11 protein-coding genes are annotated in these 15,462 nt (G+C 39.9%); all 11 read right to left on the bottom strand.

Annotated features, from left to right (window positions below; genetic code table 11):
• The 11 genes from AB5213_RS08800 to AB5213_RS08750 all read right to left on the bottom strand — a co-directional run bounded on the left by AB5213_RS08800 (position 1) and on the right by AB5213_RS08750 (position 15,442).
• Positions 1-741, bottom strand: coding sequence for an ABC transporter ATP-binding protein (locus tag AB5213_RS08800; protein ID WP_022220078.1), 741 nt, complete (start codon positions 739-741; stop codon positions 1-3).
• Between the two features lie 11 nt (positions 742-752).
• On the bottom strand, positions 753-1,541 hold the full coding sequence (locus AB5213_RS08795) for an ABC transporter permease (protein WP_022220079.1): 789 nt from the start codon (positions 1,539-1,541) through the stop codon (positions 753-755).
• 14 nt (positions 1,542-1,555) lie between these two features.
• A complete protein-coding gene (locus AB5213_RS08790; RefSeq protein WP_022220080.1) occupies positions 1,556-2,560 on the bottom strand; it encodes a glycosyltransferase family 2 protein in 1,005 nt (334 codons plus the stop codon).
• Positions 2,561-2,732: 172 nt separating this feature from the next.
• A complete protein-coding gene (locus tag AB5213_RS08785; RefSeq protein ID WP_022220081.1) occupies positions 2,733-4,688 on the bottom strand; it encodes a nucleoside-diphosphate sugar epimerase/dehydratase in 1,956 nt (651 codons plus the stop codon).
• 66 nt (positions 4,689-4,754) lie between these two features.
• On the bottom strand, positions 4,755-6,332 hold the full coding sequence (locus AB5213_RS08780; RefSeq protein WP_156339407.1) for a hypothetical protein: 1,578 nt from the start codon (positions 6,330-6,332) through the stop codon (positions 4,755-4,757).
• Positions 6,333-6,470: 138 nt separating this feature from the next.
• Entirely contained in the window at positions 6,471-9,806 is a 3,336-nt protein-coding gene (locus AB5213_RS08775; protein ID WP_055246621.1) for a glucosaminidase domain-containing protein, read from the bottom strand.
• A 159-nt stretch (positions 9,807-9,965) separates the two neighbouring features.
• A complete protein-coding gene (locus AB5213_RS08770) occupies positions 9,966-12,311 on the bottom strand; it encodes a GH25 family lysozyme (protein WP_082424172.1) in 2,346 nt (781 codons plus the stop codon).
• Between the two features lie 32 nt (positions 12,312-12,343).
• Positions 12,344-13,138, bottom strand: coding sequence for a glycosyltransferase family 2 protein (locus AB5213_RS08765; protein WP_270223150.1), 795 nt, complete (start codon positions 13,136-13,138; stop codon positions 12,344-12,346).
• Positions 13,139-13,143: 5 nt separating this feature from the next.
• Positions 13,144-13,560: a GtrA family protein gene (locus AB5213_RS08760; RefSeq protein ID WP_055156544.1), complete on the bottom strand. Its 417-nt coding sequence runs from the start codon at positions 13,558-13,560 to the stop codon at positions 13,144-13,146.
• Positions 13,561-13,567: 7 nt separating this feature from the next.
• Complete coding sequence (locus AB5213_RS08755; RefSeq protein WP_055246627.1) at positions 13,568-14,512, bottom strand: glycosyltransferase family 2 protein; 945 nt, start codon at positions 14,510-14,512, stop codon at positions 13,568-13,570.
• Between the two features lie 18 nt (positions 14,513-14,530).
• Positions 14,531-15,442: a sugar phosphate nucleotidyltransferase gene (locus AB5213_RS08750; RefSeq protein ID WP_055246628.1), complete on the bottom strand. Its 912-nt coding sequence runs from the start codon at positions 15,440-15,442 to the stop codon at positions 14,531-14,533.
• Between the last annotated feature and the right edge of the window lie 20 nt (positions 15,443-15,462).

The raw sequence follows: 15,462 nt of genomic DNA, 5'->3' as shown, positions 1-15,462 counted from the left end.
TTACTGATTCATATGCATATATTCAGTTGTTACTTCTTCTACCAGACCACTCATTCGAACATTTCCTTTGTCAATCCAAATAGCATGATCACATAACTGTCTGACAGAATTTATATCATGAGAAACATATAACAGAGTTGTTCCTCCACTCAACATCTGCCCCATTCTCTCATAACATTTCTGCTGGAACTGGTAATCACCAACGGATAATATTTCATCAACCACGAGAATATCCGGTCTCACCATGGTAGCTATTGCAAATCCAAGTCTTGCCTGCATACCAGAGGAAAAATTCTTAATCGGAACATCCAAGAAATCCTGCAATTCTGCGAATTCAATAATTTCATCAAAATGCTCTTCCATAAATTTTCTTGAATGTCCAAGTACAGTTCCATTCAAAAACACATTTTCTCTAGCCGTCATATTCATATCAAACCCGGCACCCAATTCAATCAACGGTGCAATGGTCCCTTTTGTAGTAACTGAACCTTTGTATGGTTTTAAAATTCCACAGCAGGCTTTTAAAAGCGTTGACTTTCCGGATCCGTTTGTTCCGATCAGTCCCCACGCCTCTCCTCTTTTTACTTTTAAATTGACATCTTTTAACGCAAGAAATTCCTGGAACATCAATTCGTGTTTGATCAGTTTGATCACATATTCTTTCAGGTTATCTACCTTTTCAGATGCCATGTTGAACCGAATCGTCAGGTTATCAACATCAACAATATATTCTTCGTTCATTCGCCCTTCTCCTAGATATATAAAATGAAGTTATCCTGTGTTTTCTTAAATACACCAAGTCCAATTGACAGCATGATAAAAGCCATTACCCAGCAACCAATAAAGATTCTTGGAGTTGTAAAATGTCTGTATAAAACAAGATCTCTGAAGAACTGGATATAATAAAACATTGGATTACAGTATTCTACCAGCTTTCTGAGCCAGTCCGGAAGCAGCTCGATCGGGTAAAACATTGGAGTTACATACATCCATGCTACTGTGATGGCATTGTAGATATACTGAATATCTCGAAAGAAAACATTCGCAGCAGAAAGGAAAAAGCCCAATCCGCATACAAAGATATACAGCGGAATCACTACCAATGGAAAAAGCAGGATATATGGTGAAAACGGTGCTCTGGTGATCAGCATGACCAGAATCAATGCTCCCATTGAAAAAATAAGGTCGATCAGGGAACTTGTTACTTTTGATAAGGTAAAAATATATTTAGGTACATATATTTTCTTGATCAAAGCTCCATTATCCAACACAGAATACATAGACATATGGGTTGCATTATTCATAAAATCAAATAATGCCTGACCTGTCAGCAGGTAAACCGGAAAGTTTTCGATTCCGCGCTGGAACATTTGGGAAAATACCAGTGTCATTACAAGCATGATCAGCAGCGGATTCAAAATACTCCACACATATCCCAGAAAACTTCTTCTGTATTTTAATTTCACGTCTCTGACTACCAGTTCTCTTAATAAATCTTTATATCTAAAAAATGTATTTATCCTATCTCTTGTTACGCTCATTATTCTTCTCCAATTTAATATGAATCTCTTCGGCCTTTAAATGCAAGTACAGCTAACGGGAATGCAGCATATCTTGTTTTCCGTAAAAACAACACTGCCGGATTCTTTACTCTGTCATACACTTCTCTGTTCTTATGATAAAAATATGCATCTAATTTCATTGCTTCTTTTCGCATACCATTCTTCAGAGGAAAGCTGATATAAATTTTCATCTGACTGGTAAGGATTGTTGCTGTCAATTCCCTGATATACTCCAGATTTGCCTTTGGAGCCGTCTTCTCGACTTTTTTGCAGTACTGATTGAGCCGCATAAGAACCCGCAGATGATTCTTCAGATTCTTCTGCATCTTTTCAATGGACATACTTTGTCCCGGAAGTCCCAGACGATATTGGTAAACAGGGTCTTCCATAAAATATACTGTCTTCACGTAAGGAATCGGAAATGCAATAAACTCTACATCTACATAAAAAGTGTGTTCATCAATCTGTTCATTTGCTTTCCTGAAAAGCTCCGTCTTCACAGTCGTGGCATGCATATCTATGATGGTCTTACCAACAATCTCCTCAAACTGGTAGAGCTTGTTATACTCGATTTTTTCAAACGGATATTCCTGCCTCTTTTCCGGCAGCCGTGTCGTATGGTTGATCCAGGTATAATTCGATGCAACGATATCAGCATCAATTTCTTTTAAAAGTTTCACCAGTCGGATGAAGCTTCTGGTGTCTACCCAGTCATCTCCATCAACAACTTTAAAATATTTTCCTCTTGCCTCACGAGCTCCCGTGTTGATGGTGGAACCATGTCCGCCGTTTTCTTTATTGATCAACCGGAACGTATTTTCATACTTTGAAACATATCTTTCCGCAATTGTTGCAGTATCATCGCTGGAACCATCATTCACGATCAAAACTTCAATATCATCCATGACTTCAGAATTCACAAAGGATTCCAGACAGTCTTCCAGATATGCCTGCACATTGTAACTTGGGACAGTTACTGTTAATATTTTCTCGTCCATTGTTCTCCTAACCTGATTTAATACTATTTTTCTCAAAAAAAGTTGGTTTTACAGATATTTAGTTCTATCTGAATCACCAACTTTTATTCTGATTACTAGAATATTATACTACACTTTTCTTTAGATGGAAAGATTATATCAAATACTCGCATCTTTGTCAAATCTGCCCACTTTATATACCACTGTGTTTTTCATCTACAATGGGTCCTTCATGACTGATCCTCCCTAAACTGACCAGTTTCTGAAAAGCCTCACTGTCTCTTTTTTTATCTTCCGGTCTGATATGATAAGTAGAAATCATATCTGCAACTTTTTCTTTAATATCCGGACTTTCTTCCATTGCTGCCTTTTCCAGCTCTCGCAGCTGGCTGAGGAAATGTACTTCATCGAACTCAAGAGGTTTGCCGATAAAAATCAGGTTGTTCGCTGTTTTCTGTAGTCCCTCTTCTTTTGTCAGCAATTCCTCATACAGCTTTTCCCCCGGTCTAAGACCGGTATACTTGATCTCCATATTCACACCAAGTGTATATCCGGAAAGTCGGATCAGATTCTTTGCCAGATCAGCAATCTTCACAGGCTCTCCCATATCCAGCACAAAGATTTCTCCGCCATGGGCATAAGCTCCCGCCTGAAGTACCAGTGAAACTGCTTCCGGTATCGTCATAAAATAACGGATAATATCCGGATGCGTAACTGTCACAGGACCTCCTGCCTCCATCTGTTTTTTAAACAGCGGAATAACGCTTCCATTACTTCCTAACACATTCCCGAATCGTACGATCACGTATTCTGTTCTGGAATATTTGCTGAAGGTCTGTACGATCATTTCACACATACGTTTCGATGCACCCATGATATTGGTAGGGTTTACTGCTTTATCCGTAGAGATCAGTACAAATTTCTTTACCCCGTACTTGTCCGCAGCTCTTGCTGTCTTATAAGTACCAAACACATTGTTTTTAATGGCTTCATTCGGGCTGTCTTCCATAAGTGGCACGTGTTTATGGGCTGCCGCATGAAAAACAACATCCGGTCGATAATGCTCCATGACGCTTTCAATTCGACTTGTATTTCGAACAGAACCTATCAGTACTTCCAACTTCAGATTTGGATACTTACGAACCAGCTCCTGCTGAATGTCATAGGCATTGTTCTCATAGATATCAAAAATGATAAGAAGCTTTGGATTGTGGGAAGCGATCTGACGGCATAATTCACTTCCGATGGAGCCGCCGCCTCCCGTAACCAATACTCTTTTATTTCTCACATACTGCCCAACGCTTTCCATATCAATTTCAATAGTATCTCTTCCGAGAAGATCTTCGATGGATACTTCCCGCAGGTTTGACACTCCTACATCGTCATTGATCAGCTGATACATTCCCGGTAATATCTTAAGTTTACAATCTGTAAGATTACAGATTCTTAAGATATCTCTGGTATTTTTTGTTCCTGCCGAAGGAATTGCAAGGATAATTTCTTCTGCATCATACTTCTTTGCTGCTTCCTGAATCTTATCTCTTCCTCCGACAATGCGGATTCCATGAATGTATTTTCCTTTTTTGGAAGGATTATCATCAATCACGCAGACAACCTTCTGATTCAGGTATTTACTGCTTTTTAATTCTTTGATGATCATATTTCCGGCTTCGCCGGCACCGATCACAATGGTGTTACGGCTATGCCTGGTTGATTTCTTCAATCCATTTTCCATGGTATGCAAAATGCGATAAGAAAATCGAGTGATGATCGTTGTGATACTTAACAAAATAAAATAGAAGAAATAATAACTTCTCGGAACCTGCAGATACAACAAACTGAAACCGAAAGCCTGAAAGACCGTTGACAGCATTGTTGCACCAAGAATGGCAAGCATCTCATTTATGCTGGCATAAGACCATACCCTGTTATACAGATTAAGTACTAAAAAAATGACTACTGTTGTGATAACATTGATGACCATATAGCTCTCGACACTGTACATATACTCTGCCGGTACCCAGATATTATCCAATTTAAAACGCAAAATAATTGCCAGATAAGAATCCAGGATCACACTTAAGATATCTACAATAAACAGTGCGATCATCCGACTTCTGGAATTTTGCAATCCCCATGTTTTTTTCATAAGCGACCTCCATTTGTACAACATAATACTGTCACAAAATATTACCGTTCTCTAACCAATCTCCGCTTAGTTATATAACTCATATACATATGCCTTTTCATCCTGATACAATTCCTTTGAATTTTTAAGTCCGGTTAATTTCTGTATCTTTTCTAAGCATTTTTCAGGATCCATGGTTACCTTTTCACCGAGATCATCATATTTTTTATCAAGTATTCGATCCAAATATACAACTAATTTGGAATTTTCTATTGAAACGTCCGGTACTTTTATATCCAGATCTTTGTAATACATTTGATATAAACGTTGGTAATTCTGTAATTCTAACCCTTCGTTAATCATTATATAAGACGTTGTATAAACATACAAGCATGTTGTATCTGCATATTCTTTACTGATTGCAATATTATTTTCTCCTTCCGGATATAAATAACAAGGATCATTTACATAATACGTCAAGCCTCCTATCAGCATCATTGAAATAACCATTGCAATCTGAATCTTTGCTTTATTTTTTATCCATAACTTATAGATAAAATAAAGCAGGTAGCAAAACAGCAGAGACAGAAAAGGAAACAAATTCATGATATACCTGTTCACCTGCCATGGCGAGATTTTTGCTGAAATAACAAATACAAAAGCACAAGTAAGTATTATATCACAGATCAAATATGTTTCTCTTTTTACTTTTACATAAACAGTTTTTGTGTGTTCTTTATTATTCACTGCAATTTCATAGTGATCTGCATGATATTGCAGCTTCATTTCCCACAAAACCTGTGTGATAAGATATGCAAGAATTCCAAGGCAGCAGACAATCAGGAGCAGCATGAAGACACCGCCGAACATCTCTTCACTGACTATAACCCAGAATTTTCTGATTCGTGACGTCCAATCTGAAAAATTATGCATATTCTGAAGTGTTTTCTGGCTATGGCTCACTCCTGTACCTGTCAGATTCTTAAGAATTGCAGGGTATAACGCAACAGCACAAACTCCGCCAACGCCTCCGCTCACTACATATTTTCCGGTCATTTTAAAGTCTTTTCGCATGATCATCCAGATCATCTGAAAGATCACCATAGGAAATGCAAAAATCACAAAATAGTAATGTGTAAATACACCGCCAAAAGTAGCAAGCAAAATACTGATCAAATTTTTCATTTTGATTTTTCTTGATGCCATCATTTCCAAATGTTCATATGCGAAAATGGTACACCACATGGTTAATAACATATACATTCGAATATATGTCACCATATTTACCGCTGCAATACTAAATCCAAAAAACAAAACCGGAAAGAAAGCAAAATATTTATCTTTTTTGATTAATTTTCCTATTTTATACAAAAATATAATTGTTACTGCATAATACAACAAGTTAGGAATGAGACCAAACCATTTACTGAATTGTCCCGGAAAGCATGAACTGATTGCATGCAAAACCATATAAAAAAGAGGTGGATGGGAATCATGGGTCTGATTATAGATAACAGATCCAAATTTGAAGGCTTCTCCCTCATTGACTGTCATATATTCCTTAAACATATCCGGACTGATTTCCGGATTATCTAATGCTCCATCTTCCCAGATCTGTGCGTGGTAATAACTGTTAGAAAGTCCATAGGACCATAACTCATCCACAAAATATCCTTTTTTCATATCACAATAAAAAATCATAAAAATGATCTGTATAAGCAGAACACATATGAATATAATATGACTGCTCTTATCTCTCAAAAACTTTTTCATATTCCTACCTTTCCATTGATGCCTGTATTTTTATTTTTTGACAAATGCTTCTTTGCCCATTTCCGGAGCAGTATCTCCCTTTGTAACAACTTTGATCTCGATTGCTTCTATTCTTTTTGAAAGTCCTTCTGTACCTGCAGGATTACCATTTTTTGTCCATCCGAGCCAGCCATAATCCTGTGCGTGGACACGGTAATACACATCACATGATTCAGAAAGCGTTCCGGTAAGATTAATCTTGATCGCTTCTACTCGTTTTCCTTTTCCGGTGGTTCCGGCAAGGGCTCCGTCTTTTACAGACTTTTGCCAGCCGATATCCTGTACATGGGCACTATATTCCACACTTCCCTCTGCTTTTTGACCTGACAGGGATATTTTGATTGCTTCTACTCGTTTACTTTCCCCGGTAGTTCCGGCAAGAGCCCCGTCTTTTACATTATTCTGCCAGCCAATATCCTGTACATGAGCAGAATAGACGATGGAGGTCCATTTTTTACTGAAGCACTGTTCCGTTGTTCCCGGAGCCTGTGCACCTTTTTTTACAATTTTAATCTGAATGGCTTCTACACGGTAACCATAGCCTTCGGTTCCGGCAGCCTCTCCATTCTTGGCCCATCCCATCCAGCCGAAATTCTGCGCATGGACACGGTAATAGATATCATATCTTTCTTCCATTTCTTCTGTCAGTCTGATTTTTACAGCTTCTAGCCTCTTCTGGCCATTTGCAGTGCCGCTTACTTCACCTTCCTCTTTCCAGCTGTCCCAACCAATATCCTGTATATGTGACATATATTGAATGGTTCCTGCGTAACCTTTATCAGGCAAATTAACTTTGATTCCACCTAAAGCCAAGGACTTTCCTGTTGTACCACTGGTTTCTCCATTTTCAACCGGACTCATCCATCCTTCACCATTGACATACGCAGCATAAGAAACGGTCGGATCCTTCTCCACAAATGCGTTTTCCGTACTTCCGGGAGCATCCATTCCTTTTTTGCCTGCAACGATCTGAATGGCTTCTGCCTGGCAGTCATAACCTTTAGTTCCTGACTCCTCATCATTCTTTGCCCAGCCAAGCCAGCCATAATTGCTTGTATAAACACGATAGTAAATATCGTAATTCTCTGCCTGCGTTCCTTTTAATCTGATTTTTATAGCTTCGGTTCTTTTTGGATCGTCATTTGCTGTCGATTCCTTTCCATCTGCAGCATATTCCTGCCATCCTGCATTTGGCACATAAGTTGAATATTCCACATTTAGGTCTGCAAGATTTGCATTAATCTTTATACTTTGGATTGCTTTCGACAAACCTACTGTACCACTTTGTTCTCCATTTTTCACCTGACCGGTCCAGCCAAGATCCTGCACAAAAGTACTGTAAGAAAGGAGGTCTTTATTCTCAACATCTACATCCTTTTCTTTTTTCAGCAATACGATCTGGATTGCCTGTAAATCCTTCGATTCTCCGGTTGTTCCTGCAATCTCATCTGTTGTGACATAATTCTGCCATCCATCATTTGCCACATGGGCACGATATAGAATCTGATATTCGTCTTTCTTTTCGCCTGTCAAACGAATCTGAACTGCCTGTATTGCTTTGCTCTGCCCGGTTGTTCCTGCCTGTTCACCGTCTGCAACATAATCCTGCCAGCCATCATCCGCCACATGGGCACGATATTCGATACCCAGACCATCAATTCCTGATATCTGCATTTTCATGGCCTGCATTGCGTATCCAAGGCCTACAGTACCTGCCTTTTCACCATTTCCGGTTTCATCTAACCATCCAAGATTTGTTACGTGTGCCGAAACAGATAAGGCATCCTTCACTTCATCCGGTACTGCTACCGGCTCTACCTCTTCCCCTGTATCCGGCTTGTTATTTTCAGGCGGCTTCACATTTGAAGAAGATCCATTTCCTTTCTGAATAAGTGAAATGTAATCTGTACTGGCATATCCATACATATCCTGAAAATTATAGTTACCGGTACTGCTGTCTACTCCGTTTCTTCCCTCTGTAAGGACACCATCGCTCTGAACCCGGTAAAATCCATTCGCTGCTTCACCATTATCCAAAAGTAAAAATGCATACTGTGACTGAGCAGCTGTCTTATACAGCACATCAGAAGAAGTATTGCTTTCTTTTCTGACATTCAGCGTGGTATGTTCACTGTTTATCAAATCCTTTATTCCAATGGAATATTTTCCATAATCCTTTGATCCATTTGTCCTGTCGAGGCTCCACATCAAATTGGCGATCTTCTCACCCCAAAACGGATCGGATGCATAGTGGACGTTAATTCCACTTCCTTTATTACCCAGATAGGCTCCTTTATAGGTTCCACATCCCGGTCTTAAATATTGCTTCGACATATAAGTTTCCGCAAAATCCTTGAGACAGGTAGAGACATCCTTGTAACTATTGGCACTCTCTCCAGGAGAGGTATCTACAGCATTTAAACCGAAAAGATTATTCTTTTCCTTTGCAATACTACTCTTTCCCCATCCGCTCTCAAGGGCTGCTGTTCCTGCCATCATCAGGGCATTTACACCGTATGTATCCTGATTTTTCACAAACTGTGCACCGCTATCCCACATTTTAGAGTCCGAATCAGTCTTTGCATTGATGATAGAATTCAATTCATCTGCACTATAATTGCTCTGACTGCGAAGCGGCAGATACTGAAAATAATTATAATATGGAGCAGACGGATTCACAGAATGTGAACGGTCACCGTTTTGATAATCTTCCAGCATATTTTCAAAATTATCGTAGGTGTAAAAATAATGTCCGTCATAACTATAATAATCAGTGCCCTCTGCAAGATACTCCGGTGCCGGTCCATTGTCCAGGCAGGCATTGTAATCATTATTCGTTACGTTTCCAACGATATTATGATAGAGTCTTCCGGATGAGACCTGATAACAACTAAGGGATTCAACCTGGGAAATATCTACGACCTGTACTTCATCCGGATCGATTTCTCCGATCACGCCTGAAAGCATAAACCGCACTTTTCCATCGCTGGTTCCAAGATAAGCAGCGTCCGCACCGTACGCACCGCAGGTATATCCCTGGGCGCCGGTTTCTGCTTCTGTGTATTCTGTAACCACAGCACCTTTTGTATTAAAATTGACGATTTGGGCAGAAGAAGATCTTGCCATTCGAATACTTTTGTCTTCTTCAACTAATCCTATTTCCGGTTCTATTTCATACACGTTTCCATATTCGTCTGTTTCTATCAGCTTTTCTTCGACTTTCTGAGGTTCTTCTTCGGCATATACACGAAGCGGCATTTCTGTCATTCCTGTTATCACAGCACCTGCCATAAAAAGTGCAGCCATTTGCTTTGCTTTCTTTCCCATAGTATTCTCCTTACTTATTCATCAGATCCCCCACTGTTTCAGTCTTAGTATAGCACCCACATTCTTAGAGTAGCAACATTTTTATAACTTTCAAGGCAGAGAAACGCTGAAGTTCATGGCAAATCACTTCAGCGTCTCTTCTATTCCTTATGCTTCTTTTTATCCTTCTGTCTTCGGCACAAGTTTAATCTCCAAGGATTCCAGTCTGTATCCCTTGCCTGTAGTCCCGGCTTCTTTTCCATCTTTTACCCAATCCAGCCAGCCAAGTTCTTCAACCTGTGCACGATAATAAATATCGTAATGATCCGCCATCTCACCGGTCAGTTTTATCTTAACCGCTTCCATTTGGAGTTTTTCTCCGACTGTACCGGATATCTCGCCATCTTTTTTCCAGTCCTGCCAGCCAATATTCTGAACATGGGCGCTATAGGTAACCTCTCCCGAATACAATGGCTTATATAAATCCAGTTTCAAAGCCTCCATGCGGAGTCCCTGACCAACGGTTCCGATCGTCTCTCCATTATAGACCTCATCCTGCCAGCCAATATTTTGAACATGGGCACTGTAAACAGCCTGGGTATCAAAGGTTTTTGAGGAAGTTCCTACCGGTGTCAGCCCTTCTCCGTCTTTACGAACCAGAGCAATCTTTATTGCTTCCATCCGATAACCATAGTTAACCGTTCCTGCAATTTCTCCATTCTTCGCCCAGTCAAGCCAGCCAAAGTTCTGGACATGGACGCGGTAATACACATCATATTCCTTTTCTATCTCACCGGTCAGCCAGATTTTTATTGCTTCAATCCTCTTATTCTGTCCGATTGTCCCTGCCATTTCTCCATTTGAAACTTCTAATTGCCATCCAATATCTTCCACATGGGTACTATAATGAATGTCTCCTGAAAATCCACGACCAGACAAACTTATTTGCAAAGCTTCCAGACGCTGGTTTTTCCCGATCGTTCCTGCTGTTTCCTGATTGCAGCAAGTCGGCTGCCAACCGACATTTTGCACATGGGCGGTATATTTAACTGACGGTTTATTCCACTCTTCGTTAAAATGATACGCATCTGCCGTTTCTCCAGGAGCAGCGCTTCCCTTTGGCAAAACAGCAATCTGTACTGCCTCTATCGCATAGCCATACTCTTCTGTTCCGGCTTTCTCTCCATTTTTCGCCCAGCCAAGCCAGCCAAAATTACTGCTATGTACCCGGTAATAAATATCGTAATTCTCTGCATCATCTCCGGTCAGATTAAGTTTAATAGCCTCCAGAGCTCTGCTCTGGCCTTCTGTGCCAAGCATTGCGCCGGTTTGAACTTCATCAGTCCATCCATACCCAGCCACAAGTCCGGTATAACTTACTCCTAGATTTTCGCTGTTTGTCTGGATTTTCAGTGCCTCCAGACGCAGGCTCTTTCCGATTGTTCCAAGGGTATGCCCGTTTTTCTTCCAGTCTGTCCAGCCATCATTTTGAATATTTGCACAATAGCTGATAAGGTCGGTATCACCTACTTCTACAACCGGTGTATTCACATCTGCATCACTTAACAGATTGCCATAGTAAAAGCTGACATCCACATCTGTACTGATTCCATCCACCTGTGCCTTGCTGGTGCACTGCCACATATCATAATTCCCGTTATAATCACATTGATAATTATACTGTGCCACCCAGCGATGCCAGTTGTTATAGACACTGCCTGTCAGATAATTGTTCCACCAATTCAGATTCGCATACACACCCACCTGATATCCTGCATTGCTGATCTTATTGCAAAAGGTTTCAGCAAACTTCTGGATCGTGGCATTTCCAAGGCTGACCTGGCTGTTATCCTCCAGATCATAATACACCGGATATGCCAGATTGTATCCCTTGATCAGTCGCAGTACGTGATCCGCTTCACTTTCGGCTTCCGTTGTATTCTCAGCGTAAGAATAGATATAAACTCCGAAAGGAATTCCTAATCTTGTACACTCAGATACGTTATACTGCCATTTTTTATCATCTTGATAAGAAACATCATTTCCATATCCAACACGGAGAATTGCAAAATCGATATCTGAGTTCTTTACTTTTTCCCAGTCAATATCCTGGTTGTGTTCACTCACGTCGATGACCTTTCCGATTGCCCCCTCAACCGGTTCTCCCTGTGAATTATAGCAAACGCCGTTGATTTTTTTATAGGCATTCGATGTATCACTGATGGCATATGCACTGGCTGACCTCTTTTGGATCGGCTGTCCGTTGGAATATCGGAAACTGTTCTCCACAAATCCGCTCTGATCCCTCAGTCCTGCACTCTCTGCTGTTTCGTCTGAAACAGTTTCTGCTTCATCTGATACATTCTCTGTTTCATTTGCTACATCTTCCGTTTCATTTAGCAGCTCTTCTGTTTCGTTTGATACATCTTCTATTTCATTTGACACATCTTCTGCCAGAACTGCCATTGGCTGACTTCCTATAAAAATTACTGCCATCAGCACTACAAATATTCTATTTATTTTCATTTACTTACTCCGTCATTCTAAACTGTCTGTTCCTAATTGTAAGTATCATAAGCCCTTTTGTAAAAAACCATAATGATCTTTGTTAAAAAAGAAGGCCAGAATTTATTAAACATATCGGTATCTTCTTTGATTCTTCTGTGATCGACGATAAATTCCTTGCTTGTTGCCCCATCATGAATTCGATAATAAATGATAGGTGTATCGCAATAAGCAAAATGTGAATTTTTAATCTCTGCACATTTCAAAAAAGTATCCCAGTCAATACAGAACTTCATCTTGGAAGTAAAGATTGGAAGTCCTACCACACTTTTATTATAGGTAACTCCCGGACAGCAGATGCTGTTTCCCAGAGATAGAATCCTTCTTCTCCACCATTTTGAGGCAGCAAGTTTTTTACATCTCATAGGCTGTCTCAAAAACTTCCGAAGCTTACTGTTTATATCTCGTTTTCCGGCTTTTCCGCCTTTCAGAGGCAGATAATCTGCGATAAAGATCGACATCTTTTCATCCGGAATATGTTTCAAAAGTTCTTCCACATAATGTTCATTATACACATCATCCTGATGCGCAACTGTCACATAATTCGTTTTTGTACATGCAACAGAAAAATTCCAGTCATCACAAATATCGCTCTTTCCTTCCCTTACATAATAGGGAATGTCATATTTTTTTGCCATATTCTCGATAAACTCACAAGGTGTCGACGTACAAACGATAATATTACTTTTTACCTTCTGGTTTACAAGCGATTTGATGCAGCTTTCCAGGTACGGCGATTCCTTGTATGCACACACTGCAAATGTGTGATCTGTATTTTGATATTCCATTCCATTTATCCCTTCTTAGCAAATGTCCAAAATTTATTCATCAAAAAATTAATCGGCGTTGTGATCATAATATTGATAATCGGTGCCACAGCCTGTGATATTCCCAGGATGTTTACCTGTAAATAAAGTAAAAGAGTACTGAGGATGAAGCTGAATCCATAAGAAATATAGGTTTTTACCAGGGATTCTTTTTTATTGCCACTCTCTTTTGCTTCTTCTTTAAATACGAATTTGCTGTTCCAATAATATGCATTCAGCGTTCCTGTCACAAATCCAAGTGCATTCGCGATGAGATAATGCACACCAAAAAATGTAAACAAATAATAAGTTGCCAGTGAAACAACCGTATTACTTACTCCTACCATGCCAAATTTAATAAACTGGACTCCGATTTTATCCCATAATTCTTTTAATTTCCGCATTCTACTTCTACCCTAAGAATTTTTCTACTCTGAAGCGTGGTCTTCCTTTTGCTTCCATATAAATCTTTCCAATATACTCTCCGACAACGCCCAGACCTAATAAGATGAGTCCTCCAAAAAGCCAGATGGAAATAACGATGGTTGCCCAGCCCGAAACTGTGTTTCCTCTGACTGCTCCGATAATAAACCAGATGATCATCAGCGCACTGGCGCATAAGGCTCCTACACCGAGAGTTGTGATCAGACGGATTGGTTTAATACTGAATGAAGTAATTCCATCAATAGCAAAGGCAAGCATTTTTTTCAGCGGATATTTGGATTCTCCGGCAAAACGTTCTTTTCTTGCATATTCTACGGTATCGCTTTTGTATCCGATCAGTGGAACGATTCCACGCAGAAACAGATTTACTTCTTTATATTCAGATAAGGCATCTAATACGGTTTTACTCATCAGTCGATAGTCTGCATGGTTAAATACGATGTCTACTCCCATCGCCTGCATGATCTTGTAAAATCCTTCTGCAGTCGTTTTTTTGAAGAACGTATCCGTTGCACGGGAATTTCTGACTCCATATACAACTTCACAACCTTCTTTGTATTTTTCAACAAATTTGTCTACTACATCGATGTCATCCTGTAGATCCGCATCCATGGTAATCGCCATATCACACAGATCTTTTACTGTCATAAGACCGGCCAGAACTGCGAACTGATGACCTCTGTTGTGTGCCAGCTTGACACCGCCAATTCTCGGATTCTCACTGTGATATTTTTCGATGAGTTCCCATGTTTTGTCTTTTGATCCGTCGTCTACAAAAATAATTCTGCTCTTTTCGGAAACAGCACCAGCTGTAATCATTGTTTCCAGCTTATTGCCCAGTTCTTTTTGCGTTTCCGGAAGAACCGCTTCTTCGTTGTAGCAAGGAACTACTATATATAATACATCACCCATTTATTCTTTTCCTCTTCCTTAATTCTCTGGATATAGCCCTTTTTCTATCAGAGCTTTTACTTCTCTTACGACAAGGTCTTTGTCTTCTTTATAGGTAACCCCAAACCACTTGTCATGGGATTTTAACACTTTTACCGAAACCTGATCTTTTTCCAGAAGATCTCCGATAATGGTCGGAAGCAGATATTCTCCTTTCAGATTGCCTGCTTCTTGTTTGTCAAGGAATTCAGCAAAACCACTCTCTAAAATACCAAAAAATTCTGGTGTAAGTCCCCACATATTCATAGAAACCGGAGTATCCGCATTAATGATTTCTTCCTTTCCATCAGCTAAAACTGCGGCACCTGTTTCTGTTTTCACGATATTGGAGGTTTCCACGATCTTGGTCAGCATCTGGTTCTCATCCACCTTGCAGACTCCTCGTGTCACACCGCCATTCTCACTCAATGTATTCTTAAGAACAAAGCCTACCATGCTGATCTGCATCTTGTCTGACTTTTCTTCTTCCTTCGTCAGTTCACGAAAAGCTTCTACATAAGCTTCTTTTCCATAATAATCATCCGCATTTATTACAAGGAATGGTTCTTTTACTACATCCTTACAGCATAAAATGGCCTGACCGGTTCCCCAAGGTTTCGTTCTTCCGGCAAACTTTTCTTTATATTCTGCCGGTATATCATCCACCTCCTGGAAAGCATACTCGACTTTGATTTTTTTCTCGATACGGTCTCCGATAATTCTACGGAAATCTTCCTCCAAGTCTTTTCTGATAACGAAAACAACTTTATCAAAACCTGCCTGTATTGCATCATAAATAGAATAGTCCATAATGATCTCGCCCTTTGGTCCTACCGGCTCTAACTGCTTAATGCCACCGCCAAATCTGCTTCCAATCCCAGCTGCCATAACAACTAATGTAGCTTTATTCATAATAATTCCTCCATTTGTAT

The organism is Coprococcus sp. RTP21204st1_G4_RTP21204_210225, assembly GCF_040915385.1.
Lineage (GTDB): Bacteria > Bacillota > Clostridia > Lachnospirales > Lachnospiraceae > Allocoprococcus > Allocoprococcus comes.
Note: the sequence above shows the minus strand (reverse complement) of the source record. Positions and strands in the feature narration are given on the sequence as shown.

Excerpts from the sequence above, each read along its gene's own strand:
- AB5213_RS08800 (WP_022220078.1), bottom strand. The coding sequence starts at position 741 with ATGAACGAAGAATATATTGTTGATGTTGATAACCTGACGATTCGGTTC.
- AB5213_RS08795 (WP_022220079.1), bottom strand. The coding sequence starts at position 1,541 with ATGAGCGTAACAAGAGATAGGATAAATACATTTTTTAGATATAAAGAT.
- AB5213_RS08790 (WP_022220080.1), bottom strand. The coding sequence starts at position 2,560 with ATGGACGAGAAAATATTAACAGTAACTGTCCCAAGTTACAATGTGCAG.
- AB5213_RS08785 (WP_022220081.1), bottom strand. The coding sequence starts at position 4,688 with ATGAAAAAAACATGGGGATTGCAAAATTCCAGAAGTCGGATGATCGCA.
- AB5213_RS08775 (WP_055246621.1), bottom strand. The coding sequence starts at position 9,806 with ATGGGAAAGAAAGCAAAGCAAATGGCTGCACTTTTTATGGCAGGTGCT.
- AB5213_RS08770 (WP_082424172.1), bottom strand. The coding sequence starts at position 12,311 with ATGAAAATAAATAGAATATTTGTAGTGCTGATGGCAGTAATTTTTATA.
- AB5213_RS08765 (WP_270223150.1), bottom strand. The coding sequence starts at position 13,138 with ATGGAATATCAAAATACAGATCACACATTTGCAGTGTGTGCATACAAG.
- AB5213_RS08760 (WP_055156544.1), bottom strand. The coding sequence starts at position 13,560 with ATGCGGAAATTAAAAGAATTATGGGATAAAATCGGAGTCCAGTTTATT.
- AB5213_RS08755 (WP_055246627.1), bottom strand. The coding sequence starts at position 14,512 with ATGGGTGATGTATTATATATAGTAGTTCCTTGCTACAACGAAGAAGCG.
- AB5213_RS08750 (WP_055246628.1), bottom strand. The coding sequence starts at position 15,442 with ATGAATAAAGCTACATTAGTTGTTATGGCAGCTGGGATTGGAAGCAGA.